Source organism: Mesorhizobium sp. B1-1-6, assembly GCF_006443035.1.
In the GTDB taxonomy this organism is placed as follows: domain Bacteria; phylum Pseudomonadota; class Alphaproteobacteria; order Rhizobiales; family Rhizobiaceae; genus Mesorhizobium.
This window is the reverse complement of record NZ_VFWR01000001.1, coordinates 673,342-699,536: the sequence shown is the minus strand read 5'-3', so window position 1 is coordinate 699,536 and position 26,195 is coordinate 673,342. Positions and strand designations below refer to the sequence as shown.

Sequence of the window (26,195 nt, the reverse complement as noted above, 5' to 3'; positions counted from 1 at the left end):
CCGGCTCAACACGCGCACCGTTTACATGAACCCGATCAGCCGGTTCATCTACTGGAACATGAACTATCATGTGGAGCACCACATGTTCCCGATGGTGCCCTATCATGCGCTGCCCAGGCTGCATGAGCTGATCAAGCACGACCTGCCCGTGCCGAACCCGTCGATGTGGCATGCCTATCGCGAGGTCTGGCCGGTCCTGCTCAGGCAGCTGAAATACGAGGACTACTACCTCAAGCGCGAGCTGCCGCCGACGGCCAGGCCCTATCGCGGCGAATTCCATGAGTTCGACATGTCGGCGGCGGCTGAATAAGGATCGCGAATGGTTGCGGGAGACAGAGATGGTCGATTGGATTGAAGCGTGTGCGGTGGACGATGTCGAGGAAGAGGATGTCATCCGCTTCGACCACGGTGGCCGAACCTTCGCGATCTATCGCTCCCCGGACAATGAATTCTTCGCCACCGACGGTTTCTGCACGCATGAGAAGGCACATCTCGCCGACGGGCTGGTGATGGACGACATCATCGAATGTCCAAAGCACAATGGCCGCTTCAACTATAAGACCGGCCAGGCCAAGGGCGCGCCGGTCTGCGTCAATCTTGCGACCTATCCGGTGAAGATCGAAGCTGGCAAGGTGATGATCGAGATCTAAAGCGCGGCAAACCGATCCGGCACCGCGGCAAGCAAAAGAGGGACGTTTATGAGCCGAAAGAGACCGACCGTTGCCGACCTGCGCGCCATGAAGGGCAAGCGTCAGCTGACGATGCTGCGCGTGCTGACACTGGACGAAGCGGAAGCCGCCGAGCGGGCAGGGGTCGATATCGTCTCCGTGCCGCCGGAACTCGTGCTCAACCCGCAATACCGCGATGCGGCACCGAGCCTGTTCACCATGCCGGGAGACAATTTCTACGAAATCGGCACATCGGATGATTTCCTGCGTTGGGCTTTCCGGCTCTACAAGGCCGGCGCCGACGCGGTCTATTGCAGCGCGGGCTACGCCACCATCAAACGCATGGCGGACGATGCCATCCCCGTCATCGGCCATGTCGGCCTCATTCCATCCCGCGCGACATGGACCGGCGGCTTCAAGGCGGTCGGCAAGACCGCCGGCACCGCCATACAGGTGTTCGAAGCGGTGAAACAGCTCGAGGCCGCCGGCGCCATCGGCGCCGAGATCGAAGTGGTGCCGGTCGAGGTCGCCAAGGCAATCTCGGAGCGCACTTCGCTGATCATGCTGTCGATGGGCGCGGGCACCGGTTGCGACGCGCAATATCTGTTCGCCGAAGATATCCTCGGGCAGAATCGGGGCCACATGCCACGACACTCCAAGGTCTATCGCAACTTCGCCGCTGAATATGATCGGTTGCAGGCGGAGCGGGTGGCCGCATTCTCCGAATATGTCGCCGACGTCAACAGCGGCGTCTATCCCGAGGACAGGCATGTGGTGCACATGGACCCGGCCGAGCTACGTCTGTTCCTCGACAAGGTCGGCCGGGGCTAAGATCGGCTGCCAATTCCCATCGACAAGCGCGGCATGAAGCGCTTCGGCTTCGATGCCGAGCGGCCGATCCTCCTTCAGCGCCGGCACCAGCGCGCGTATCGCCTTATGGATAGCGGCCATGCGCGGCGCCAGCGTCTGCCCGTCGCGCAGGTCGACGGCCTGGGCGGCCGCCATCAGTTCGAAGGCGATCAACCGGCGCCACAGTGCGATCATGGCGGCGCATTTCGAAACGGCCAGCGGCGTCTGCGTGGCATGGTCCTCGACGCCCTCGGAGACGGGCAGGAAATCGAGCATCACCGGATTGGCCTTGTGGCGGATGGCGGCCAGGATCGATGTTACCGTCTTCTGCAGCGGCACGAAGCCGGCCGATGCGCCGCCGACCGGCGACAGGTATTTCGGACCGCGCTCATCGTGCCATAGGGCACGACCAGCGTGCCACGCTTGATCCACTCGGTCTTCAGCAGCGGCTGCGGTTCCGGCAGCCGCGAGGCCTCGACGACGATGTCGGCGCCTCGACGCAACTTTGCCAGTCGGCCACAGCCTTGACCGGCTTGCCGAGATCGGTGGAGAGCCTGGCGGCAAAGCCGTCGCGGCTTTTCCGGCCGGCGCGAATGGTCACGGATCTGGACGCCGCCGGCCAAATGCTGTTCAAAGCGGTCCGTCATGACTGCCATCCCCGAGACTGAAGTTTTAGCCGACCCAGCCAGCAATTCGCGGCGTGTGGCGCTGATGGTCGCCATTGCCTTCTTCATGCAGCTCTTGGATTCGACGATCATCTCGACGTCGCTGCCGCAGATGGGTGCCTCCTTCGGCGTGCCGGCGGTGGCGATGAGCATCGGCATCACCATCTATATGCTGACCATGGCGGTGTTCGTGCCGCTGTCGGGCTGGCTCGCCGACCGGTTCGGCGCGCGCAACATCTTCCTGATGGCGATCGCACTGTTCACGCTGGCTTCGCTCGCCTGCGGCTTCTCCGAGAATCTCACCGAGTTCGTCGCGGCGCGCGCCGCGCAAGGGCTGGGCAGCGCATTGATGACGCCGGTCGGCCGCATCCTGGTGCTGCGCAACGCGTCAAAATCGGAACTGCTCAACGCAACCGCGCTCATCACCTGGCCGGCGCTGTTCGCGCCTGTCGTTGGTCCGGTGCTTGGCGGTTTCATCACCACCTATCTCTCCTGGCACTGGAATTTCTTCATCAACATCCCGCTTGGGCTGATCGGGCTGGCGCTGGTCGCCCGCTTCATCCCCGGTGACCGTGAAGCCGATCCCAAGCCACTCGACTGGCCGGGTTTCTTCCTGACATCGGCGGGACTTGCTTGCCTTCTCTGCGGCCTCGAGCGTATCGCGCATCCCGACGACGGCGTGCTGCCGACGGTGCTGCTGGTCGCGGCAGGGATCGTCATCGGCTGGTTGGCGGTGCGGCATCTCCGGCGCGCGCCCCATCCGCTGCTCGACCTGTCCTCGTTCAAGGTGCTGACCTTCGCCATCTCGACGCTTGCGGCCGGCACCATATTCCGCGTCGCGATCAACGCCACGCCGTTCCTGCTGCCGCTTTTGTTCCAGGTCGGCTTTGGCATGAGCCCGGTCGATGCCGGCATGATGATCCTGGCCTATTTCCTCGGCAATCTCGGGATGAAGACGGTGACGACGCCGATGCTGCGCCACTTCGGCTTTCGTTCGGTGATGGTCGTCAACGGCGTCATTGCGTCCGCATCGATCATGGCCTGCGCGGCGATCTCGCCGCAGACGCCGCAGGCGCTCGTGGTGGGGCTGATGCTGATCGCCGGCCTGTCGCGTTCCATGCAGTTCACGGCGCTGAACACGCTGGCCTTCGCCGATATCGCCGCGGCGCAGCGCAGCTCGGCGGCGACCCTGTCCTCGATGCTGCAGCAGGTGGCAATGCTGTTCGGTGTGGCGATAGCTGCGGCGATCCTCAACCTGTCGCAGATCGCCAGGGCCCAGCCGGCGCTGGACCTCGTCGATTTTCGAGTCACCTTCCTGGTGATCGGCGTCATCGGGCTGGTGGCGTCGTTCCGTTTCCTGGTGTTGCCGAGGACCGCCGGCGCCGAGGTTTCCGGCCACATGACCGGGAACTGAAATCGAATTTTCCCATCCACCGCAGGGTTAAATTCCATCTTCGCCTTGCGCCTTGGTGTCGTGCTTGCGCAAGACGCAGGGATGGCGCAAACAATTGCCAAAAGTGCTGAAGTTTCCGGGCATTGCGCCAGCATCAGCAATCAATGCGTCCACATCGCGAGTCTCGTCGGCAGTCCGTGTTTTGAACGCGGATTCATTTGACGAACCGACGTTGAGCCGATTAGCTTTCTTCCCAGGGGCGGCAGCGCTGCCGCCGGGGTGAAGACAGACAATGAACGCGATCGGTCGGCCGAGTTTCAAGAGCCTGAACCAGGAAGGTATTGTCTTTGCCATAGCGGTGATGCTGTTCATTGCCGCGGCCATAGGCCTGCCGGGCTTCATCGCTCCGAACAATCTCGTTGCCATCGTTCGTTCGGTCTCGGTACTGGGCATATTGGCATTGGGCATGGCGGTCGTCATCATTGGCCGTGGCATCGACCTCTCGGCGGTGGCGATCATGGCGATGTCGGTCGCCTGGTATCTGCAGTTGATGAATTCAGGAACGCCTGACGGGCTCGCCTTCGCCTATGTGCTGGCCGGCGTGCTCGCCATCGGCCTGCTCAACGGCTTTCTCGTCGCTTACGCCGACGTGCCGGCGATCTTCGTGACGCTTGCCACCGGCTCCTTCGTCTTCGGCTATGTGCGCTCGCAACTGATCACGCAGGATGCGGTTCCGGTGCCGCAGGGCCATTGGGTGGAACTGCTTGGCGGCCTGCGCTTCCTCGACATTCCCATCGAGGTGTTCGTCTTCGCTGCACTGGCTTTCCTGTTCTTCCTATTCCTGCGCTACACCAAATGGGGCCGCTACATCTATTTCGCCGGCGATAATCCGGTCGCCGCGCGCAACATCGGTATTCCAGTGCGGCCGATGCTGGTGCTGCGCTATGTGCTTTCCGCCTTCGTGGCGCTGATCGCCGGCCTGCTGACAGCGGCCAGCCTGCATTCGATCAACACCCGCGTCGTCAACTCGACGCTGCTCTACGACATCGTGCTGGTGGCGGTGATCGGGGGCATCGGGCTTTCGGGCGGACGAGGCGGGGTGCGAAACGTGCTGGTCGGAGCGGCGCTGATCGGCATCCTGCTCAATGCGATGACCATCATCGACATTCCGCTGCTCTACCAAAACCTGATCAAGGCGGCGATCCTGCTCGGTGCCATCATCGTCGACGGCATCATCAATCCGCGTGACGAACAGACGGCGCAGCAGGGCGACATCTAGAGCATGATCCCGAAAAGTGGGAACTTTTCGGAAAAGATCATGCTCAAACAGGAAGACTAAACCAAAGCGGACGGTTGGGGCCGGCCGTAAATAACAACGACCAACCAGAGGATGTGACATGAAACTGATCAAAACATTGATGGCCGCCGCGACGGCGCTTGCGGTCACCGCGTTCGTGGCGCCGAGCTTCGCTGCCGACGATCCGGGCCCCGCTGCCTATGCGCAGGCACTCAAGAGCAAACGCGTCATGCTGGTGCCGCTGGCGATGGGCTTCGACCTGGCGCAGGGCTGGGCGCACTATCTGAAGACCGAAGTCGAGGCCTGGGGCGGCACGTTCGAGACGCGCGATCCGAACTGGGTCGTCGATGCCGGCGCGCAGGCGATCACCGATGCCATCTCCTCCGACACCAGGCCTGACGTGCTGATCATCCACGCGCCCGACCTCAATTCCTACTCCAAGCTGATGAAGAAGGCGCAGGCAGCCGGCACCTACGTGATCCTGGTCGACAATCCCGCCAATTTCCCGGCCGATGCCTTTGTCGGCAGCGATTGGGACCGGCTCGGCCAACTCGAGGCGGAAGCCGCGATCAAGGGCTGCGGCGAGAACTCGTCCAAAAAGATCGGCCTTGTGCAGGGCGATCAAGCGAACTCCTCCAGCCTTTATCAGTACGCCGGCATCATGAAGGTACTGGAAAAGCATCCCGAGTTTCAGGTCGTGGCCAAGCCCGACTCCAACTGGGATGCGACCACCTCGCGCAATGTCACGACGACGATGCTGCAGCAGAACCCCGACATCTGCTCGATCATCGACTTCTGGGATGGTGATGCTACTGGCGCGTCGGCCGCGATCCGTGATGCCAAGCTCGAGGGCAAGGTTTTCCTGGTCACCACCGGAGGCGGCGAAAAGGCGGCCGACTGCGACAAGCTGCAGGACGGCACTTATGGCGCGGTTGTCATGACCGACCTTGCCCGGCAGTCGGGGGACATGAACGCCATCATAAAGTTCCTGCTGCAGAGCGGCCAGCCGGCCGGCACGTCGCACACCTACATCTACACGCTGGAGAAGGCGACGACCAAGGCCGACCTCAAGCCCGACAGCTGCTGGGACCTGAAGGCGCTGCAAGCGGAAGCTGCGGCGAAGTAGGTCGCGAGTTTACGCCTAATATCAACATGGCGGCCGGGTTGTACGTGGACAATCTCCAACCTCGGCGCTGCCCCTCACCTTACCCTCTCTTCGTGAAAACGGGGAGAGGGGGTGTCGACGCTGGAGCTTATCCCTTCTCCCCGTTCTTCACGGGGAGAAGGTGCCGGCAGGCGGATGAGGGGCAGCGGCGAAGTTGAGAATTGCTCCGGAGCGATTACCCGGCCACCTTTTTCTCTTCTCTCGCAATAGCAGTGACCTGATGTCCTTTCGCGAACGCCTCCAGGCCTGGCGCTACAATCTCGTGCCCGACCATCTGGTCGGCGAGATACTGACCAAGCGCTGGACCGACAATGCCATTCCCTTCCTGGCACTGGTGGCAACACTCGGCGTGTTCGGTTCGATCATTCCGGGCTTCTTCAAACTGACCTCGCTGCAGGAATCGACCCGCCAGCTCGGTGAATTCTCGATGGTCGTCACCGGCATGACGGTGGTGATGCTTGGCGGCGGCATCGACCTGTCGGTCGGCTCGATCTTTGCGCTGTCCTGCTTTTCGGCCGTCTATGTCTTCTTCATCCTCGAACAGTCGATCTGGCTGGCGCTGGCCGCTTCGCTTGCCGCCGGCCTCGTCTTCGGCGCCGTCAACGGCTATCTCGTCGGATACCTCAGGCTGCGCGCCTTCCTCACCACGCTGGTGACCTTCATTTTCGGGCGGGCGCTGTTCGACATCCTGGTCACCACCTATGCCGCCGATGTGCAGCTGTCCCAAGCCACCTCCGATGTGCTCGACTTCATCGGCGACGGCACCTTCTGGGGCCTGTCGGTCTCGGTGTGGTTGGCCATTATCCTCGCCATCGTCACTCATATCGCGCTGACGCGCTCGCGGCCCGGCTGGCATGTGCTGGCGGTTGGCGGCTCCCGGCGCTCTGCCCACAATGCCGGCATCCGTGTGCGCCGCACCGTGTTCATGACTTATGTCTTCTCAGGCTTCTGCGCCTCGATCGGCGGCTTCCTCATAGCTTGCCGGCTGAGCGGAGCAGGGCCGGGCACCGGCCTCAACCTTGAGATCATGGCGCTGACCGCGGCGGTGGTCGGCGGCGTCAGCCTCGGCGGCGGGCGCGGCTCGGTGATCAAGGGGCTGATGGGCGCCATCATCGTGCTCAGCATGACCAACGGTCTGATCAGGCTGGGCTACGGTACCGGCACCAACCAGATGGTGCTGGGCATCATGCTGGCGGTGGCGGTGACGATCGACATCCGCTGGCTGAAGAACCGCCACAAGGTGCTGAACGAGGTCTATGTCGCGCCGGTCTATCTCAGGATGGGCGAGACGCAGTCGGCGGCGCCCGGCTCCGGCACATCATACGAACTCGACAATCGGCTGTCGGGCGCCGACCATATCGGGCTCGGCGAACTGGAGGGACCGGAAGATGTCATCCTCGACCGTGACGACCACCTCTATTGCGGCACGCGCCATGGCGAGATCGTCCGCTTCTTCGCACCGGACTATGTGAAGTCGGAAGTGTTCGCTCATATCGGCGGCTTTCCGCTCGGCCTTGCCTTCGACAAATCAGGCAATCTGATCAGTTGTGTCGGCGCCATGGGGCTCTATTCCGTCTCGCCCGATCGTGAGGTCAAACGCCTGTCGGCCGAAACGTCGCGCTCCTGGACATCGGTCGTCGACGACGCACGGCTGCGCGATCCCAACGACTGCGACATAGCACCGGACGGCCGCATCTATTTCACCGACTCGACCAAGCGCTACGACGCGCATGACTGGGCGCTGGATTCGATCGAGAACCGCGCCACCGGCCGCCTGCTGGTCTATGATCCGAAGGACGGATCGACCAGGACGCTGCTCGACGGCTACCGCTACACCAACGGCGTGTGCATGGCGCATGACGGCAAGTCGCTGTTCTTCGCCGAGAGCTGGGCCTGCCGTGTGCATCGCTACTGGCTGGAAGGGCCGAAGGCCGGCACCGCCGAATGCGTCATCCGGGACATGCCGGGCTACCCCGACAACATCAACCGCGCTTCCGACGGCAATTACTGGATGGCGTGGCTCGGCATGCGCACCCCGAGCTTCGACCTGTCGCTGCGCCATCCCGACATGCGCAAGCGCATGACACGCCGGCTGCCGCAGGACGAATGGCTGTTCCCCAACATCAACACCGGCGGCGTGGTGAAATTCACGGAGAAGGGCGACATCGTCGAGGCGTTGGGCGACCTTACCGGCAGCGCGCATCCGATGGTCACCTCGATGCGCGAGCACAAGGGTTTTCTGTTCGTCGGCGGCATCCTCAACAACCGCATCGGCCGCTACAAGATCTCGGGTGCCGATCCGAACTGGACCAGCCCGGCTTCCTATTGGGGAGCAAAGCGATGATCCTCGATCCCATCCTGGATTTATTTCGCGGCAAGGCGGTGACGATCCCGCCGCTGGATGGCGCTTTCCGACCCAACACGCAGCTTGACGATGCGCCGGCGTTTGCCGAACTGACCGAGCCGGACAATCTGCTGATCTCTGGCGACAAGCTGCTCGCTTCCAGCGGCAACGCCGTTTATTCGATTGCCGCCGGTACCGCGCCCAAGTTGGTCGAGACCTTTGCGTCCACCGTTACCGCGCTGGCGTTCTCGCCATCGGGTGAGCTGACGGTCGGATTGGAAAGCGGCAAGCTCCTGGTCGGCGGTAGGGATGTTTCGCTACCGGCTGGTGTCAGCTGCATCACCGCGCTCGCCTATCCCGGTGACGGCGCTCTGTGGCTGGCCAATGGTTCGGCCGAATTCGCACCATCACAATGGGCGGCCGACCTGATGAAGAAAGGCGCGTCCGGATCGCTTTGGAAGCAGGATGCGGCAGGCGGGACCTTCCGCAAGGTGGCCGGCGCCATCGCCTTTCCCTATGGGCTCCATCCCATCGGCAGGGATGTGCTGGTGAGCGAGAGCTGGCGCCATCAACTCATCCGCTTCGAGGCGGCAAGCGGCAGCCGCTCGACGGTGTTGACCCATCTGCCCGGCTATCCCGCGCGGCTGTCGCCGGCAGCCGATGGCGGCGCCTGGCTGACCCTGTTTGTGCCGCGCAACCGGCTGATCGAATTCGTGCTGCAGGAGACGCATTACCGTCAGGACATGATCGAGCAGGTGCCGCCGGCCTATTGGATCGCACCGGCTCTGGCCTCAAGCCGCAGCTTCCTCGAACCGCTGCAATGCGGCGGCATCCGCACGATGGGCATCCACAAGCCCTGGTCGCCGAGCCGCTCCTACGGTCTGGTGGTCAGGCTCGACCAGAAGATGCAGCCTCGGTTCAGCCTGCACAGCCGCGCCAACGGCATACGTCACGGCATTTGCAGCGTGGTTGAAAAAGATGGCGAACTGTTCGTCGCCTCGAAGGGCGGCGACTGCGTGTTGGCTGTCGATGCCGGGGGGTTTTGATGGAACCAATCGTGCGCCTGGAGAATGTCACCAAAAATTATCGCGGCGTGCCCGCGGTCAAGAATGTCAGCTTCGAATTGCGCAAGGGCGAGATCCACGCGCTGCTCGGCGAAAACGGCGCCGGCAAGTCGACGCTGACCAAGATCATCGCCGGAGTGGTCGACGCCAGTTCGGGCAAGATGTTCCACAAGGGACGCGAGATCGCTTACGCCTCGCCGCATGCGGCGCTCGAGGCGGGCATCGCAATGGTGTTCCAGGAGACCAGCCTGGTGCCGTCGATGACGGTGGCGCAGAATCTTTATCTCGGCACCGAGAAATTCCTCAACCGGCTGCGCGGCACCTACATTTCCGCGCAGCAGTTCCTGCAGTCGCTGAATTTTCCGGTCGACCCGAACGCCATGGTGGCGACGCTTGGCGCGGCCAAGCGCCAGATGGTCGAGATCGCGCGCGCCGTGCACCACAATGCCGAGATCATCATCTTCGACGAGCCGACCGCGACGTTGACGCCGGAGGAAAAGCGGCACTTCTTCGCGCTGATCCGGCGGCTCAAGGCGCGCGGCGTCTCCATCGTCTTCATCAGCCATGCGCTGGAAGAGGCGCTGCTGATTGCCGACCGTATCACCATCCTGCGCGACGGCGAGTTGGCCATCACCGACGACACGTCGGCCTTCGATCGCGACCGGATCGTTGCCGCCATGGTCGGGCGCACGCTGTCCGGGCAGATCTATCGCCAGCGAGACGAGGCCAGGCTGCGCAAGGCGGGCAAGAAAGTTCTGTCGGTGCAGGACATCTCAATGAGCAATGTCGTGCGCAACAATTCGTTCTCGATCTTCGAAGGCCAGATCACCGGCGTCTTCGGGCTGATCGGCTCCGGCCGTACCGAGACGTTCAAAATCGTGTCCGGCATCTACAAACGCGATTTCCTGCGCGGCGGGGCGATCGAGCTGGACGACAGGCCGGTGCGCTATCTCGTGCCGAGCGAAGCGGTAGCCGACGGCATCGTCTACGTCACGGAGGATCGCAAGAGCGAAGGCATTTTCGAGACGATGGGCATTGCCGAGAACCTGTTCGGCGGGCTGCTGGCAGCCGGCCGCGAAACGGCCTGGGTGATCAACCAGCAGGAAATGCGCGCGCTTTCCGCCGAATGGACCAAGACGCTGAATATCAAGGCGATCAACGACAATGCGCGCGTGGTCGAGCTTTCCGGCGGCAACCAGCAGAAGGTGGTTATCGGCAAGGGGCTGGTGCAGAAGCCGCGCGTCGTCATCTTCGACGAGCCGACGCGCGGCGTCGATGTCGGCGCCATCGCCGAGATCCACCAGATCATCAACCGGCTGGCAGACGAGGGTCTGGCCGTCGTGGTCATCTCGTCCTACCTGCCGGAGATCATGAACCTGTCCGACCGGATCCTGGTCTGCCGCCAGGGCCGCATCGTCGAAGAGTTTTCGCCGGCGGAGGCGACGGAGGAGAAGATTATGTATGCGGCGGTGCATTAGAGGGTGTGTCGGTATTCAGGTGAGGCCGGCCTGCAAACGCCGGCTTCCTGCGCTCCCGGTGCTCACGTACTTCAAGTACGCTCCGCTCCGGTTCTCGGAACCCGTCGTTTTCGACTCGGCCTGACTTGAATCTCGACATACCCTCGCGGTGCTGTTTGCGTCGCAAAAGGCGAATAGGCGAATGAAGTGAATGGATTGGCGGCGGCTGTTCAGCGTCCGATTCAAACGTCCGGCATTGAAAAAACGAAAGGAAACACCATGGCCACCACCAGACTCCTGAGCGATGCCGAGGTGGAGAAAATCCCGGCCTTAAAGGCGGTGTTCGACGACATCCGCGCGACGCGCAAATCCGATTTCGTCAATAATTTCTGGCGCGGGCTGGCCAATGATCCTGCGGCGCTGAAGCGTATCTGGGAACAGCTCAAGGCGGTGATGGTTGCAGACAGTGCGATCGATCCGTTGACCAAGGAGATGATCTACATCGCGGTGTCGACCGCCAATGGCTGCTCCTATTGCGTCCATTCGCACACCGCGGCGGCGCGCGCCAAGGGCATGACAGACGCACAGCATGGCGAACTGGTGTCGATCATCGGGTTGGCGGGGCAGACCAACCATCTGGTGACGGCAATGCAGATCCCGGTCGATCCACAGTTCGAGGTGAAGTGAGGAAAGACGCGCTACACCGGCCTGTAAACCTTCTCCGCCGCGTTCCAGAAAATGTCGGCTTCCGCCGCCGTGCCATGCTTCTCCACCGCATCGCGGTGCGCCTTGATCAGTTCGGCGTGGCCGGTCCAGAGCTTCTCGATCGGGAAGTTCGAGCCGAACATCAGATGGTCGCTGCCAAGAATATCGATCGCATTGTCGATGATGTAGGCGATCAGCGCCGGGTCGTTGCGGTGAACGAAGGTGCCGAGGCCAGACAGCTTGGCGTAGAGATTGGGCGCCGCCGACAGCGTGCGCAGGCCGGCCTTCCAGGCTTCGGTGGTTTCCGGTTCCATGCCGGTCAGCATGCCGGCGTGGGTCAGGATGAAATTCGTCTCCGGGTTTTCGCCGACCAGCGTCAGCCCGTCCTTCATCTGGGCGGGGAAGAGCTGCAGGTCGAAGGACAGGCCGTAATCCTTCAGCCGCGCGACGTTGGCGCGGACCTTGGGGTCGATCACCTGGTCGGCCGAGGCGGCGAAGCGGAAGGCCGGGGTCTCGTGCCAGTGCAGTTGCATGCGCACGCCGCGCAGCAGCCTGTATTTCATCAACCGGTCGATCTGCGGCCTGACATCGTCCACCGTCATGTCGGCATAGCCGACGATGGCGTGCGGCCAGCCGGTCTCGTCAGCGGTCTTCTGCAGGAAGGCGACCTCCTTCTCGAAATCCTCCTTGGCCCAGTTGGTCTGGACATAAACGGCTTTTTCGACGCCGGAACCTTTTTGGTCGGCCAAAAATTCATCGATCGGATAGTCGCGGCGGATCGGTTCGTAAGGGCCGAAGATGCGCGGCACCATCGGGCCGACCAGCCATGGTTGGTCCTTCTGGCGCCAGATGTGGAAATGCGCGTCGATGGCTTTCTGCATCACGATACCCTTTTCCAGATGGTCGCGGCCGCCGGGGCGGGGCGTGCGAGCGACAGGATGAAATCGGTGAGGCCGGCCAGCGACGAGCCGTCGACCAGATCGTCGAGGTCGGGCAGGATGGCGCGCAGCGCCGCTGTCGCCGGCTGGAAGCGCGGATCGCCGGCCAGCGGGGTCGCCAGCGACAGCCGGAAGGCGCGGGCGCTAAGCCTGCGCATGGCAATCTCCAGTTCGGCATGGTCGCCGCGCTCCAGCGCGTCGGAGAGAATGACGACCGCGGCGCCGCGCGTGAACGACGAAAAGCGCGGCACCGAGAGGAATGCCAGCAGGGTCGGTCCCATGCGGGTGCCGCCATCCCAATCGTCGACCTGGGCCGCCGCGCGCGCCAGCGCCTGATCGCGGTCGCGGATGCGCAATGCCGAGGTGATGCGGGTGAGCCGCGTGCCGAAGGTAAAGATCTCTGCGCGGTCCGCGCCCTGCACGGCGGCATGCGCCAGCTTGAGATAGTCGGCGGTGTGCAGCTTCATCGAGCCGGAGACATCGATCAAGAGCAGCAGTTTGCGCGGCACGGTCTGGCGGCGGCGCAGCAGCGGCGAGGGGACATCGCCATCTGCGCCGACGATTTCCCTGAGCGAGCGGCGCAGGTCGAGCTTGCCGCGCGAATGGGTACGCACGGTGCGGAAGGAACGTCGGGCGGGCAGGGCCGATGACAGCTTTCGGCGAAACGCGGTCAGACTGTCGTCGTCGCGCTGGAAGTCGCGCGAGCTCAACTGCTCCAGGGCGGAAGACAACTCGCCGCCTTCCTGTTTCTGCTCGGCCTCGATCCGTTCGTCGTCGGCACCGCCATCATCCTTGATGCGCGTTTCCTCGTCTGCATCGCCATCGATCACAGCTGACGCGTTGCCATAGAAATGGCTCTGGAAATGCGCTTCGAATTCGTCGCGGCGGTCAGGCGGCGGCGCTAGTGTGGCCAGGGCCGCCTCACGGATGTCCGCCATCGAGCGCGGCCCCAGCAGGGTCACGGCCTGCATGAAGCGGGAGACTTGTTCCGGGGCAATAGCGAAGCCGTAGCGGCGCAGCAGGCGAGCGAAGCTGAGCAAGGGCGTTGCGGCGCGGGGGAGATGTCCGGCAGGACAGAGGGGGGCGCTGCCCCGCCCGCGTTGCTGAATGACGTCGCGGCTCACGCCAGCACCTCGTCGACGATCCGGCCGAGCTCGGGCGCGATGTAGGACAGATCCTCCTCGTCCTTGATCAGCACGCCGATGGCGCGGCGGAAGGCTTCCGGCCATGGACTGCCGCCTTTTTCGAGAATGGTCGCGGCATTGGCCCATTCGACCGCCTCGGCGATGCCGGGCGGCTTGGCGAGTGGACGCGCGCGGATGGTCTGCACGGCTGTGGCCACGGCGCGTGCCGTTGCCTCTGCGACATCGCCGGCGCGCAGCATGATGATGGCCGCCTCACGCTCGGCATCGGGATAGCCAATCCAGTGATAGACGCAACGCCGCCGGAGCGCTTCGGCGAGTTCGCGGGTGCGGTTGGAGGTCAGGATGACGATCGGCTGTGCGGTGGCGCGGATGGTGCCGCGCTCGGGAATGCTGATCTGGAAGTCGGAAAGAAACTCCAACAGCAGCGCCTCGAATTCGTGGTCGGAACGGTCGATCTCGTCGACCAGCAGGATGCGCTGCTCCGGCGCCTTCAGGACCTGCAGCAGCGGGCGGGCGATCAGAAAGCGGTCGTCGTAGATATCGACTTCTTGCTCGCCGGCATGGCGGATGGCGAGCAGCTGGCGCTGGTAGTTCCACTCATAGAGCGCATGCGCGGCGTCTATGCCTTCATAGCATTGCAACCGCACCAGATCGCGGCCGAGCAGCCCGGCGATTGCCTTGGCCGCTTCCGTCTTGCCGACGCCCGGAGCGCCTTCGAGCAGCAGCGGCTTGCCCAGCCGGATCGCCAGGAAGATGGCCGTCGCCAGGCTTTCATCAGCCAGATAATGCGAGGCAGCGAGGCGCTCGGCGACCGCTTCTGGCGAAGTCGCGACCGTTTCGGCGTTTACCTCGGGCATGTCGGTCCTCAGGTCGTCGCTTGCGCCTTGAGCGCACGCAAAATGCGTTCCGGCGTGATCGGTAGCGTGTCGATGCGCACGCCGACAGCGTCGAAAACGGCATTGGCGACCGCCGGAATCTGTGGATTGGCGCACATTTCGCCGGGCCCCTTGGCGCCGTAAGGACCATCTGCCGAGGGCCGCTCCAGCACGATGACCTCGGTTTCGGCCAGATCGCCGGGACCTGGCATCAGATACTGATTGAAGTCGGTGCCGCCGTGGTCACGGCTGGGATAATAGGGCTCGGTCGTTTCGTAGAGCGCGTGGCTGATGCCCATCCAGGAGCCGCCGACCAGCTGCTGCTCGACCATCTTGGGGTTCAGCGCACGGCCGATCTCGAAGACGTTCTTCACCGCCAGCACCGTCACCTCGCCGGTCTCGTCGTCGACCTCGACCTCCGCCACGGTGCAGGCATGCGCGTAGCAGGTCGACGGCTTCATCGCGCCGGTCTCCTTCTCCGGATAGGAGCGCGGGATGAGAAACATGCCGCGTCCCGAGATCGAGCGGCCGCGCTTGAAATGCGCCGAAAGCGCGACGTCGAAGATCGAGATCGATTTCTGCGGCGCCCCTTTCACCAGGATGTTGCCCTGGCCGTCGGTCTCGAGGTCGGAGGCGTTCACCTCCAATTCCTCCGCCGCCACTTCCAGCATCACCTGGCGGGCTTCCCTCGCCGCCTGGATGACGGCGTTGCCGGCGCGGTGCGTGCCGCGCGAGGCGAAAGTGCCCATGCAGTGCGGGCCGGTGTCGGTATCGGCGGTGTCGACGACGACGCGGTCGGTCGGCACGCCGATTGTCTCGGCGCAGATCTGCGCCATGATCTGCTTCATGCCCTGGCCGAGATCGACCGATGATAGGGTCACCATGAAATTGCCGGTTGGGGTCGAATGCACCAGCGCCTGGGTGGGATCGCCGCCAAGGTTCATGCCCGTGGGATAGTTAATCGCGGCGACGCCGCGTCCACGCCTGATCGCCATTTCAAGCTCCCTTCACGTAGGAGGACATTGCCATGTATTTCTCAGCCACGGGCCAGTTGGCCGCGCGCGAGGCCTCCTGCATGCACTCTATGAGGGCCGCCCCTTCGGTCGGCTGGCGATGCGCCTTCATATCGCCGTCGCGATAGGCGTTGATGAAGCGGAATTCGAGCGGATCCATGCCGATCAGCCGCGCCAGCTTGTCCATCTGCACCTCCAGCGCGAAGTCACCGATGGTGACGCCGAAGCCGCGCATGGCGGAGGAGGGGGTGCGGTTGGTGTAGACGCAGTACGTGTCGATCCAAACATTGGGGATGGTGTAGGGGCCGGGATAGTGCCCCGCGCCCTTCTGGGCGCCATAGGGCGAATGGCGGGAGTAGGCGCCGGCGTCGGTGTAGCCGGTGACTTTGCGCGCGACGATGCGGCCGTCCTTCATCACGCCGTCCTTGATGACGACCTTTTCGGCCGCGCGAGGTGACGAAATCTGCATCTCCTCCTCGCGGCTGTAGGTAAAACAGACCGGTCGCCCTGTTAGCTTGGCGCCGAGGATCGCGATCGGTTCGACGATGACATCGACCTTGCCGCCAAAGCCGCCGCCGACCGTGCCGCCGACGAAATGCAGCTTGCTGCCCGGCATCTGCAAAATGATCGACGTGTTGTCGAGGGTGAAGAACATCGCCTGCGTGTTGGTATAGCAGGTGAAGCGGTCATTGCCCTCCGGTGCCACGATACAGCCGGTGGTCTCGGTCGGCGCATGCTCTATCGGCGAGGACTGGTAGCTTTGTTCGAGGACGTAGTCGGCCTCGGCAAACCCCGCCTCGACATCGCCGAAGCGCACCTTGCGGCACTCGCCGCTGTCATAGAGATAGTGGTTCTGGCCGTGATACTCGTTGACGAGGGGCGCGCCGGGCTTCAGCGCTTCCTCCATGTCGAAGACGGCAGGCAGCACCTCGTAGTCGACCTTGACCTTGGCCGCGGCTTCCTGGGCGGCGCGCTCCGTCTCGGCCAGCACCGCCACCACGGCCTCGCCCTTCCAGCGCACCTTGCCGTCGGCCAGAACCGTCTCGTCCTCCGGCCCGATCTGGATCAGGATCAGGATGGTGTAGACATTGTGCGGGACGTCCCTGGCGGTGAGAATTTTCACCACGCCCGGATGTTTTTCCGCTTCGGACGTATCGATCGATTGGATGCGGGCATGATGGTGCGGGCTGCGCACCATCTTCAGATGCAGCATGCCGGGAAAGTTGCGGTCGGCGAAATAGGCGGTCTTGCCGGTGACATGGCCGGGCGAATCCGAGCGGGGCCTCGGCTGGCCGATCTCGTTGAGGTCATCCTTGCGGACGTCCGAAAAATAGCTTTTGCGCAGTTCCATCTTGCTTCCCTCAGGCCGCGTTCTGCGAGTTGGCGCGAGCGGCGGTGAGCACCGCCTGGATGATAGGCTCGTAGCCTGTACAGCGGCATATGTTGCCCGACAGCGCTTCGACGACATCGTCGCGGCTGGGATCGGGCGTGTGGTCGAGCAACACCTTGGCCGCCATGAGCATGCCCGGCGTGCAGAAGCCGCATTGGGTGGCGAAGGCGTCGAGGAAGGCGCGCTGCAGCGGATGCAGGACGCCGCCTTCCGCAAGACCCGACGTGGTGGTGATGGCAGCGCCGTTGCAGGTCTCGGCGAGCGTCAGACAGGACAGCCGGAGCTCACCGTCGACGATCACCGAGCAGGCGCCACAGGTGCCTTGATGGCAGCCGCCCTTCGGCGAAGTGTCGCCGATCTTGTCGCGCAAGGCGTTGAGCAGCGTTGTGCCGCTTTCGACGAATTCGGCCTTCTCAGAACCGTTGAGCGTGAACTGGACGGGAACCTTTGCCATTCTTCCTCCTTGCGCGCTCCTTGCGCGCCTGCCCCGCAGGGCAAGCGCGCGCCCCGAATGTGACTAGCTGAGCAGCAGCCGACCGAGATGAACCGGCAGCACTTGCGCGCGATACCAGGCGCTGGCGATCGGGTCGGTGATTGGTGCGGTGCCGTCGCTCGCGGCGGCCAGCGCCGAAGCGATGCCGTCCGCGTCCAGTGTCCTGCCGAGCAGCGCTTTTTCGGCTGTCTTGGCTCGCATCGGCCGGTCGGCCATACAACCGAGCGCGATGCGCGCCGAGGATATCGTGCCGTCGCCGGCATGTTCCAGGATAGCGGCGATACTGAGTACCGAGACGCCCTTGGGCTTTACCCGCGAGACCTTCACGAATCGAAAGCTTCCCTGTGCCGGCCGCGTGAAGCTGACCGAGGTGACGATCGCGCGGCTCCCGCCCCGCTTGGCCAGAAACGCTTCCATCGGCATTTCGCCGTCATTGGTGCTCACCATGGCGTCCAGCGCCAGCAGGGCGACTGCGAAATCGCCATAGGGGCTTGGCGCAAACAGATTGCCGCCGACGGTCGCCATGTTGCGGATCGCCGGACCGCCAACGGCACGCGCGGCCTTGGCAAGCTGGCCGAGCTCGGGATGGCGGGCGATCGCCGCCATGGTCACCGAAGCGCCGATGCGGATCGTGCCGCCGGAGACCGTGATGACCGACAAGGCCGGGTCGGTCGACCTGACAAGGCCGGAGACCGAAACGTCGCCCTCATTGGCGGCGCGCAAGACGAGCGTGCCACCGCCGAGATAGCGCGTGCCGGCGGCTTTCAGCGCCGCGCTGGCGTCTTTCACCGTTGCAAAACTCTGCAATGCCAGCGCCATGGCCCGCTCCTCAACCCTGGCCGGCGAAATGGCTCTTCAGGGCGTTGAAGCCGCCCTGGAAGACATTGGCGCCCATGCCCTCGGCCAGCTTGTCGGCTTCTTCGGGTGCTGCGTCGAAGCTGGCGGTCCATTCGGCATAGGTGCGGTCGCCGTCGGTGACGCGCCGCAATTGCAGCGTAGCCCTGTGGTTGGTGAGCGGCTGCGGCGTTTCCAGGATCGAATAGCTGACGAGGAAATTCTCATCGGAGAAATCGAGCAGCTTTTCGCGCAGCCGCGCGCCGCTGGCCAGCTGGAAGTTGCGCACGCAGCCGATCGTGGTGGCGTCCTTGCCGTCCTCGATATGGCTTTCGACCATGCGCGGATGCCAATTCGGCAGTCCGTTGAAGTCGCGGATGCGCGCCCAGACCTTTTCGACCGGCGCGTCGATGACGGTGGAGATGGTGACATCAGCCATATGCTCTTTCCCTTGCAAACATTCTGCTTGGGACGGTAGGCCGACCGTGGTCGCGGTGCTTATCAATGCGTCTTGGGCACGTATCAATCAGTCTGAAAATAGCCGGTTTCCGGCCCGTCAGGACACTGCTCGCGCCGCTTCGCGATACAGCGTCGGCGGCACGCCGACATGGTCGCGGAAGAAACGCGAGAAATTGCCCTGGGTGGTGAAGCCGAGATTGCAGGCGACCGATATCAGCGGCTCATGCGACCACTGGAGCTGGCGCACCGCTTCCTCCATGCGCAGCGTGTTCCAGTAGACGTTAGGCGTCAAACTGGTCTGTTCCTTGAACAGGGCGAAGAAATGCGGCCGCGACAGGCCGACGCTGCGCGCCACGTCATCGAATGAGATACGCTCGCAGACATTGGCCTTCATCAGCTGGATCGCCTTGCGGACGCGGAAATCCTGCATGGTGTTCACGCGGCCGCGCGGCTCCTGCGGAGCTGAAGCGTCGGCGGCATCCAGCACCGAGTCGATGAAGCGCTCGATCTCGTAACTGGCGACATCGTCGATGCTCTCATTGTCGGTCAGATGATCGAGCAGGCCGGCAGCAGCCTGGTGCAGCCAGGGTTCGAGCGTGATTGCCGCCTGCGCGAAAAGCGGCGCGGACGAGGGCAGGTCACGGCGCCGCCGTGCCCAGTCCGGGTCGATGTAAAAGGCGAGGAACAGGCCTGGGGTGCCGTCGTGCGACAGCACATGGCTATGCGGCTGCAGCGAGTTGATGCCGGCAGCCGTGCCAGGTCCAAGCAGGACCGTCTCACGGCCGATGGTCATCTCGCCGGCGGTGCCTTCCAGCCAGATGATGAGATGTGCCTCGACATGGGCATGGGTGACGAAGTCGCTCGCGACATTCAGGACAGAAACATGTCCGAACCGGCCCCAGTAGAGCCTGATCGCTTCCGTCATGGGTATATCCTCCCGCAGGCGACTGGCCTCCCTTCGCCTGCTTGGGGATTGTGCGGCCGGTTTTCCGTGTCCGTCAAGGCATAGCCGCACGCCCGGTATTCGCGGCAGGCCGCTTCAGCCGATTTTCAGACTGAGCGATAGGACCGAAATGAACGCCGCTTCGGCGAAGACAGGCTTTTAGTCGCTTCGCCTGAAGTTGCGGATGCGGTCGAACAGCACCGCCAGCAGGATGGCGCCGCCGATGAAGGTGCCCTGCCAGAAGGCGTTAATACCGAGCAGGCCGAGGCTGTTGCGGATCACCTCGATGAGGGCGGCACCCACGATGGCGCCAAAGGCGGTGCCGACGCCGCCGGCGAGATTGGCGCCGCCGATGACGGTGGCGGCGATGACCTGCAGCTCCATGCCGTTGCCGAGATTGGTGGTGACGGCGCCCAGCCAGCCGGTCTGGATGATGCCGGCTATTCCCGCCGACAACGCCGAGATCATGTAGACGGCGACCTTGATCTGGCGCACCGGAACGCCGGTCAGCGTCGCCGCATGCTCGTTGCCGCCAATGGCGAAGATGTGCCGGCCGAACTTGGTCCAGCGCAGGACGAAGCCGGTGATCAGCGCCAAAAGGATCATGTAGAGCACCGGATTGGCGATCCCGAACAGCCAGGCGCCGCCGCCCAGCGCCAGCAGCTTGTCGTGATCGGGCCCGAACTGGAAGACGACGGTGTTGTTGGAGGCCACCATGGCGAGGCTGCGGGCGATCGACAGCATGCCGAGCGTCACCACGAAGGGCGGAAAGCCGAGATAGGCGATCAGAATGCCGTTGAAGCCGCCGATGACGAGTGCGGTGACGATCGAAGCCAGGATGCCGACTTCGATCGAAAACCCGGCATGCATGGTAACGGCCAGCACCATCGAGCACAGGCACAGCACCGAACCGACCGAGAGGTCGATGCCGCCGGTGATGATGACGAAGGTCATGCCCAGCGCGACAATGGCGACGAAGGTGACGTTGCGGGTGATGTTGAAGAGGTTCTTCGGGGTGGCGAAGGCATCCGTGGCAAAGGACAGGAAGATACAGGCGAGGATGACGGCGATCACCACCCAGAACGTCTGGCTGGAGAGCAGCCGCGACAGAAAACTGTGCTGTTTCTGCGCGATCGTCTGATCAAGGGTGACTGCCATTATCGACCTTTCCTGCCGGGAGCGAAACGCGCCAGCGCAATGAAATCCGGTTTTGCCGCTCTCACACCACCTGCTCGATGGCGCCGGTGATCAGCCCTGTCACTTCCTCGGGCGAACTCGAGGCGATCGCCTTGTCGGCGACTTTCCTGCCGCGCCGCATGACGATGACGCGGTCGGCGACGTCGAAAACGTCGGGCATGCGGTGGCTGATCAGCACCACGGCGATGCCCTGGTCGCGCAAATGGCGGATCAGGTTGAGGACTTCGGCGACCTGACGGACCGAAATCGCCGCCGTCGGCTCGTCCATCAGCACTATCTTGGCCTGCGACAGCATGGTGCGGGCGATCGCCACCGCCTGGCGCTGACCGCCGGACATCTGTTTGACGAGGTCGCGCGGGCGCGTCTCGGATTTGAGCTCGGCGAATATCTGGCCGGCGCGCTTGTACATGGCGGCATAGTCGAGGATACGGAAGGGCCCGACGCCGCGGCGCAGTTCGCGGCCGAGATAGACATTGGCCGCCGCCGTCAAATTATTGCACAGCGCCAGATCCTGGTGGACGATCTCGATGCCGTGCTGGCGGGCCTCGACCGGCTTGTGCAGGATCAGATCCTTGCCGTCCATCTGCATGGTGCCGTGGCTCGGGCGGAAATTGCCGGCGATCATCTTGACCAGCGTCGACTTGCCGGCGCCGTTGTCACCCATTAGGCCGACGACCTGGCCGGGCTCGATCGACAGCGACACGTCGTTCACCGCCTGGATGGCGCCGAAATGCTTCGAGATGTTGGTGAGTTCGAGAACCGCCACCAGCCTTTTGCCTCCCATGTCTGGCCGTCTGTCCCGGAAGGGGCGACGGCTTCGGTTCGCTACCCCAGCTCCTCCCGGAAGCAGCGACCCGGTCATTTACGCAAATGCCTGCGCGGGCGTCAATTGTCTGACGAATAAGATTTGGGCAATTGTCGGACGAATGAGATCCCGCTTTTCGGGAAAAATCCGTTTTGTAGGACAAATAGCAATTGACGTTGGCAGCAAGCCGTTATTAGTTGAGCGTCGGAGGAAGATATGCCGGCTTTGACGACGTCGTTTGACGGGGCAACCGGTAGAGGATTATCGATCGTGCCGGCATCGTTGCCGGGCTGGTCGCATCTGAAAATACTTATCGGCCTGGCCTGGCGGCACGAGCGCTTGCTTCTGTCATCTCGCATTCGGCCGATCTGTGTGGCGGGCACGCCGTGTCCGTCTGTTTCCAAGGGAGGACTGACATGAGGAAAACAGTTTTGCTCGCCGCCGTCGCCGCCATGGCGTTGGGCGCCGGGCCGGCTTTGGCCAAGAAGCAGCTCGTCATCGTGGTGAAAGGTCTCGACAATCCGTTCTTCGAGGCGATCCACCAGGGCTGCGAGAAATGGAACAAGGAAAACGCCAACTCGGAGTATGAGTGCTTCTACACCGGTCCGGCGTCGACTTCCGACGAGGCCGGCGAGGCGCAGATCGTGCAGGATATGCTGAGCAAGCCGGACACGGTGGCGATGGCGATTTCGCCGTCCAACGCGCCGCTGATCGCGCAAACGATCAAGAGCGCCAACCCGTCGATCCCGATCATGACCGTCGATGCCGACCTTGCCAAGGAAGACGCAGCACTTCGCAAGACTTATCTCGGCACCGACAACTATCTGATGGGCAAGAAGATCGGCGAATACATAAAGAAGGCCAAGCCGAATGGCGGCACGATCTGCACCATCGAGGGCAATCCGGCGGCCGACAACATTCTTCGCCGCGCGCAAGGCATGCGTGACGCGCTGTCGGGCAAGGAAGGACTTGCAGCCCTTGCCGGCGAAGGCGGCTGGACGGAAGTGGCGGGCTGTCCGGTGTTCACCAATGACGACGGCGCCAAGGGCGTCCAGGCGATGACCGACATTCTTGCCGCCAACCCCAAGCTCGATGCGTTCGGCATCATGGGCGGCTGGCCGCTGTTCGGCGCGCCGCAGCCCTATCGCGATCTGGTTGGACCGCTGAAGGACAAGCTGGCCAGCAACGACTTCGTCATCGGCGCCGCCGACACGATCGGCGACGAGGTGGCGATCGCGCGGGATGGCCTTGTCACCGCGCTGGTCGGCCAGCGGCCGTTCGAGATGGGCTACAAGGCGCCGTCCGTGATGATCGACCTGGTCGAAGGCAAGAAGGTCGACGATCCGGTGTTCACCGGCCTCGACGAATGCACCAAGGATACGGTCGACACCTGCATCCAGAAGTAGGCGTCTCGATCGGGGCGCTCGTCAACGGGCGCCCCGCCACCTCTGCTGACGAACAGGGACACGCATTTCAGGGGCAGCGGCTCCGGCTTTGGCGCGCCCGTGGTTCGAATTTTCGGCAATGGCATCGGCGCACCCGACAGTTCCTGACCGGAACAGGTACGGCCGACGCATTGGAACGTGGATGCCGGACGAAAAGTCAAACAAGCGAGCCATTCGGACCAAGGCACAGGCCGGCCGCCGTCCAGCCGCCATGCGCCGGCCCGATGCGGCGCACTTTCCCGGTGCCAGCGTGCACGCCTCGCTGGCCAGCGAGATCGGGCTCAGGATCGTGCGCGGCGACTATCCGCCAGGCACCATCCTGCCCAACGAAGCCCAATGGTCGCAAACGTTCAACGTCAGCCGCTCGGCGGTGCGCGAGGCGATCAAGATGCTGATGGCCAAAAGCCTGCTCGCTTCGCGCCCCAAGATCGGCAGCTGGGTCGAACCGAAGGAGCGCTGGAACCTTCTCGACCGCGACGTGCTCGCCTGGTACGCGACCGCGCCGGACCGTGAGGTGTTCCTGCGGACGGTACAGGAGTTCCGCCATATCATCGAGCCGGAAGCGAGCGCCTTTGCCGCGGTGCGGCGGACCGACGAGCAGATGGCCGAGATCAGCCAGGCCTGCCGCGAGATGGGCGAGGCGGCAAGCCTTCAGGAGCGCATCCGGGCCGACACGCGCTTTCATCTTGCCATCCTGCGGGCCTCCGGCAACGATCTGCTGGTGCCGCTCGGCGTGCTCATCGAGTCGGCGCTCGACCATCTCTTCGTCTTCACGACTCAGCAGGTCGGCGACCAACGGCGGGCCCAGAGGCTGCACGAGGCGATCGAGAAGAATATTCGTTTGCAGCGCCCCTCAGCGGCGCGCAACGCCGTGCACAAGCTGCTCGCCGATACGGATGAAGGGATCGGAAGAGGGCGAGGGTGATCCACGCTCGCGCTTGGTGATCACCTTTCTATGGGCAATGCGTAGCCTTCTGCGGCCTTTCGCAGGCTCCCGGCGTTCGAAGCTCGAAAAGCCAAGCTATTGGCTTTTCATCCGGTGCGCGGACCGCTTCTCACCCTTAAATCGTCTGTTTCTTTCCATCTTTCATCGGCATCAGATCGACACCGTTGACCTTGCCGATATGGGTGGCCAGCATCGGCACGTACTGCTCGGCCGGTCCGGTGGCGTGTGCTCCGGCGAAAGCGTTCTTGGTGGCGTTGCCGAGGGGGTTGGCAATGCCGGCAGAACCCGCCATCGATTCGAGGTAGGTCAAGTCCTTGAAGGCGTTGGCAATAGTGAATTTGTGGGCGTCGCGGTCGCCCTCCAACGTCCACCGCATGAAGGTCTGGTAGAAGCCGCAATCCATGCGGCCGTTGCGGATGACGCTGTCGAAGCGCTGCGGCGAGATGCCGACCTTCTCGGCCAAGGCCAATGCCTCGGAATAGATCGCCGCATAGCCCAGCGAGACGAAATTGTTGAGCAATTTCATGCGGTGGCCGTCGCCGGTGTCGCCGATATGGACGATACGGCCGGCCCAGGTTTCGATCACCGGTTTGACCCTGGCAAAGACGGCGTCGGGTGCGCCGACCATGGCGTCGAGCGTGCCTTCCCAAGCCTCCTTCGGCGTGCGGCTGAGCGGTGCATCGACATAGTTGACGCCGAGCGCCTTGAGTTCGGCGGCCAGCGCAACGGTCGAGACCGGGTCGGAGGTCGAGCAGTCGACGACGACCGAGCCTTTTCTCAATCCTTCCTTGAGACCGCCGGGGCCTCGAATGATGGCTTCGACCTCACGCGAACCGGTGACGCAGATGAAGACGATCGTCGATGCCGCCGCCACGTCGCGGGAGGTCGCGGCTTCGTGGGCGCCGCGATTAGCCATATCCTCCGCCGGCTTGCGATTCTTGCGGCCGAGAAAGGTCAGGTGATAGCCTTTATCGACGATATTCTTGGCGATGCCATGACCCATCAGGCCAAGGCCGATGAAGCCGATCTTCTCGCTCGGGGCGGTCGTGTTCATTCTGTCTGTCCTGTGTTGCGATTATCGATAATGTCGCCGCTGTTTTAGCCGCAAGCGGTTGCAGAAAGCAATATTGTCTGACAATACACATAATCCTGAGCTTTCGTGGAGACCAGAATAATGAAGCGGATCATGTTTACCGGCGGCAGCGGCAAGGCTGGGCGCCACGTCGTACAATATCTGGTGGAGCAGGGCTGCCAGGTGCTCAACATCGACACCAAGCCGCTCGACAATCCCAAGGTGCGCACGCTGATCACCGACATCACCGACAGCGGGCAGGTGTTCAACGCGCTGTCGAGCTATGCGGGCTTGCATGAATTCGACCCGTCGCTGCGTCCCCAGCCCGTCGACGCCGTGGTGCATTTCGCCGCGATCCCCCGCATCATGATCACGCCCGACAACGAAGTGTTCCGCATCAACGCGCTCGGTACCTACAATGTCATCGAGGCGGCGGTGAAGCTCGGCATCCGCAAGGTGATCATCGCCTCCAGCGAGACGACCTACGGGCTGGTCTTCGCCAACGAGCCGCGCGCGCCGAAATATTTCCCGCTCGACGAAGAATACGACGTCGATCCGATGGACAGCTATGCCCTTTCCAAGGTCGTCAACGAGAAGACGGCACGGGCCTTTGCGCAGCGCGACGGTACCGACATCTATGCATTGCGCATCGGCAACGTCATCGAACCGCACGAATATTCCCTGTTTCCGAAATGGTTCGCCGATCCCGGTTTCCGCAAGCGCATCGCCTGGAGCTATGTCGATGCGCGCGACCTCGGCCAGATCACGCTGCGCGCCATCGAGAAGGATGGGCTCGGCTACCAGGTGTTCAACGCTGCCAATGACGACACGTCGTCGGACCTGCCGACCGCGGAACTGCTGAAGCGCTTCTATCCCGGTGTGCCGGTCAAGGGTGAGCTCGGCGAATTCGAGACGCTGCTGTCCAACCGCAAGGCGCGCGACATGTTGGGCTTTCGGCCGGAACACAGCTGGCGCAAATACGTGAGGATCTCTTGAAAACAGGCCCCGCCGGGGGTTGAGCTGTGCACAGAAG

The 26,195-nt window shown here is 63.2% G+C and carries 25 protein-coding genes and 2 pseudogenes; 13 read left to right on the top strand and 14 right to left on the bottom strand.

Features of this window, described 5'->3' with window-relative positions:
- The 3 genes from FJ979_RS03530 to FJ979_RS03520 form a co-directional block, all read left to right on the top strand.
- The coding region (locus FJ979_RS03530) for a fatty acid desaturase (RefSeq protein WP_181181772.1) at positions 1-310 on the top strand (310 nt) is incomplete at its 5' end.
- Positions 311-338: 28 nt separating this feature from the next.
- Positions 339-650, top strand: coding sequence for a MocE family 2Fe-2S type ferredoxin (locus FJ979_RS03525; protein ID WP_140515869.1), 312 nt, complete (start codon positions 339-341; stop codon positions 648-650).
- Positions 651-698: 48 nt separating this feature from the next.
- Positions 699-1,499 carry a 3-methyl-2-oxobutanoate hydroxymethyltransferase gene (locus tag FJ979_RS03520; RefSeq protein ID WP_140580048.1) on the top strand — a complete coding sequence of 267 codons (801 nt, stop codon included), beginning with the start codon at positions 699-701 and terminating at the stop codon, positions 1,497-1,499.
- On the opposite strand, the pseudogene FJ979_RS03515 reads toward FJ979_RS03520, so the two are convergent.
- A pseudogene (locus FJ979_RS03515) lies at positions 1,464-1,898 on the bottom strand (aromatic amino acid lyase); the annotation flags it as partial. The gene FJ979_RS03520 and the pseudogene FJ979_RS03515 overlap by 36 nt on opposite strands.
- A pseudogene (locus FJ979_RS03510) lies at positions 1,898-2,125 on the bottom strand (ornithine cyclodeaminase family protein); the annotation flags it as partial. The pseudogenes FJ979_RS03515 and FJ979_RS03510, both read right to left, overlap by 1 nt.
- 37 nt (positions 2,126-2,162) lie before the next feature.
- Between FJ979_RS03510 and FJ979_RS03505 the strand changes: the two are divergent.
- From FJ979_RS03505 to FJ979_RS03475, 7 genes are all read left to right on the top strand, one after another.
- The gene (locus FJ979_RS03505) at positions 2,163-3,596 is read left to right on the top strand and encodes a DHA2 family efflux MFS transporter permease subunit (RefSeq protein WP_140580047.1); all 1,434 of its coding nucleotides are present in this window, start codon (positions 2,163-2,165) and stop codon (positions 3,594-3,596) included.
- 271 nt (positions 3,597-3,867) lie between these two features.
- Positions 3,868-4,854, top strand: a complete 987-nt coding sequence (locus tag FJ979_RS03500; RefSeq protein WP_140499878.1) for an ABC transporter permease — start codon at positions 3,868-3,870, stop codon at positions 4,852-4,854.
- Positions 4,855-4,972: 118 nt separating this feature from the next.
- Positions 4,973-5,998 carry a sugar ABC transporter substrate-binding protein gene (locus FJ979_RS03495; protein WP_140557939.1) on the top strand — a complete coding sequence of 342 codons (1,026 nt, stop codon included), beginning with the start codon at positions 4,973-4,975 and terminating at the stop codon, positions 5,996-5,998.
- A 259-nt stretch (positions 5,999-6,257) separates the two neighbouring features.
- Positions 6,258-8,381: an SMP-30/gluconolactonase/LRE family protein gene (locus FJ979_RS03490; RefSeq protein WP_140580046.1), complete on the top strand. Its 2,124-nt coding sequence runs from the start codon at positions 6,258-6,260 to the stop codon at positions 8,379-8,381.
- On the top strand, positions 8,378-9,427 hold the full coding sequence (locus FJ979_RS03485) for a hypothetical protein (RefSeq protein WP_140580045.1): 1,050 nt from the start codon (positions 8,378-8,380) through the stop codon (positions 9,425-9,427). The genes FJ979_RS03490 and FJ979_RS03485 overlap by 4 nt, the downstream gene beginning before the upstream one ends.
- Positions 9,427-10,923, top strand: coding sequence for a sugar ABC transporter ATP-binding protein (locus tag FJ979_RS03480; RefSeq protein WP_140499871.1), 1,497 nt, complete (start codon positions 9,427-9,429; stop codon positions 10,921-10,923). Before FJ979_RS03485 ends, FJ979_RS03480 begins: the two co-directional genes overlap by 1 nt.
- Positions 10,924-11,181: 258 nt before the next feature.
- A complete protein-coding gene (locus tag FJ979_RS03475; protein ID WP_140499869.1) occupies positions 11,182-11,589 on the top strand; it encodes a carboxymuconolactone decarboxylase family protein in 408 nt (135 codons plus the stop codon).
- A gap of 11 nt (positions 11,590-11,600) precedes the next feature.
- Here FJ979_RS03475 and FJ979_RS03470 read toward each other — a convergent pair whose 3' ends face one another.
- From FJ979_RS03470 to FJ979_RS03420, 11 genes are all read right to left on the bottom strand, one after another.
- A complete protein-coding gene (locus FJ979_RS03470) occupies positions 11,601-12,488 on the bottom strand; it encodes an amidohydrolase (RefSeq protein ID WP_181167212.1) in 888 nt (295 codons plus the stop codon).
- Complete coding sequence (locus FJ979_RS03465; RefSeq protein ID WP_181168641.1) at positions 12,488-13,564, bottom strand: VWA domain-containing protein; 1,077 nt, start codon at positions 13,562-13,564, stop codon at positions 12,488-12,490. The genes FJ979_RS03470 and FJ979_RS03465 overlap by 1 nt, the downstream gene beginning before the upstream one ends.
- A gap of 101 nt (positions 13,565-13,665) precedes the next feature.
- Positions 13,666-14,547, bottom strand: a complete 882-nt coding sequence (locus FJ979_RS03460; protein ID WP_140515853.1) for a MoxR family ATPase — start codon at positions 14,545-14,547, stop codon at positions 13,666-13,668.
- Positions 14,548-14,555: 8 nt separating this feature from the next.
- A complete protein-coding gene (locus tag FJ979_RS33300) occupies positions 14,556-15,560 on the bottom strand; it encodes a molybdopterin cofactor-binding domain-containing protein (RefSeq protein WP_140499865.1) in 1,005 nt (334 codons plus the stop codon).
- 1 nt (position 15,561) lies between these two features.
- Positions 15,562-16,929 carry a xanthine dehydrogenase family protein molybdopterin-binding subunit gene (locus FJ979_RS33295; protein ID WP_140580044.1) on the bottom strand — a complete coding sequence of 456 codons (1,368 nt, stop codon included), beginning with the start codon at positions 16,927-16,929 and terminating at the stop codon, positions 15,562-15,564.
- Positions 16,930-16,939: 10 nt separating this feature from the next.
- The gene (locus FJ979_RS03445) at positions 16,940-17,422 is read right to left on the bottom strand and encodes a (2Fe-2S)-binding protein (protein ID WP_140499861.1); all 483 of its coding nucleotides are present in this window, start codon (positions 17,420-17,422) and stop codon (positions 16,940-16,942) included.
- A gap of 63 nt (positions 17,423-17,485) precedes the next feature.
- Positions 17,486-18,280: an FAD binding domain-containing protein gene (locus FJ979_RS03440; protein ID WP_140580043.1), complete on the bottom strand. Its 795-nt coding sequence runs from the start codon at positions 18,278-18,280 to the stop codon at positions 17,486-17,488.
- Between the two features lie 10 nt (positions 18,281-18,290).
- Positions 18,291-18,734 carry an SRPBCC family protein gene (locus FJ979_RS03435; RefSeq protein WP_140515847.1) on the bottom strand — a complete coding sequence of 148 codons (444 nt, stop codon included), beginning with the start codon at positions 18,732-18,734 and terminating at the stop codon, positions 18,291-18,293.
- Between the two features lie 117 nt (positions 18,735-18,851).
- Positions 18,852-19,679 (bottom strand): AraC family transcriptional regulator, encoded by an 828-nt coding sequence (locus FJ979_RS03430; protein ID WP_140557952.1) that lies wholly within the window; start codon positions 19,677-19,679, stop codon positions 18,852-18,854.
- A 177-nt stretch (positions 19,680-19,856) separates the two neighbouring features.
- Positions 19,857-20,855: an ABC transporter permease gene (locus FJ979_RS03425; RefSeq protein ID WP_140580042.1), complete on the bottom strand. Its 999-nt coding sequence runs from the start codon at positions 20,853-20,855 to the stop codon at positions 19,857-19,859.
- 61 nt (positions 20,856-20,916) lie between these two features.
- Positions 20,917-21,660, bottom strand: a complete 744-nt coding sequence (locus tag FJ979_RS03420) for an ATP-binding cassette domain-containing protein (protein WP_140500157.1) — start codon at positions 21,658-21,660, stop codon at positions 20,917-20,919.
- Positions 21,661-22,115: 455 nt separating this feature from the next.
- Here FJ979_RS03420 and FJ979_RS03415 point away from each other — a divergent pair, with 455 nt between their 5' ends.
- Together FJ979_RS03415 and FJ979_RS03410 are read left to right on the top strand one after the other, a co-directional pair.
- A complete protein-coding gene (locus FJ979_RS03415; protein WP_140580041.1) occupies positions 22,116-23,105 on the top strand; it encodes a sugar-binding protein in 990 nt (329 codons plus the stop codon).
- Between the two features lie 181 nt (positions 23,106-23,286).
- The gene (locus FJ979_RS03410) at positions 23,287-24,069 is read left to right on the top strand and encodes a FadR/GntR family transcriptional regulator (RefSeq protein WP_140515839.1); all 783 of its coding nucleotides are present in this window, start codon (positions 23,287-23,289) and stop codon (positions 24,067-24,069) included.
- A gap of 136 nt (positions 24,070-24,205) precedes the next feature.
- Here the strand turns inward: FJ979_RS03410 and FJ979_RS03405 are convergent, their stop codons facing one another.
- The gene (locus FJ979_RS03405) at positions 24,206-25,144 is read right to left on the bottom strand and encodes an NAD(P)-dependent oxidoreductase (RefSeq protein WP_140521563.1); all 939 of its coding nucleotides are present in this window, start codon (positions 25,142-25,144) and stop codon (positions 24,206-24,208) included.
- 117 nt (positions 25,145-25,261) lie between these two features.
- On the opposite strand from FJ979_RS03405, the gene FJ979_RS03400 reads away from it, so the two are divergent.
- The gene (locus FJ979_RS03400) at positions 25,262-26,158 is read left to right on the top strand and encodes an NAD(P)-dependent oxidoreductase (RefSeq protein WP_140521597.1); all 897 of its coding nucleotides are present in this window, start codon (positions 25,262-25,264) and stop codon (positions 26,156-26,158) included.
- The last annotated feature ends 37 nt before the right edge of the window (positions 26,159-26,195 follow it).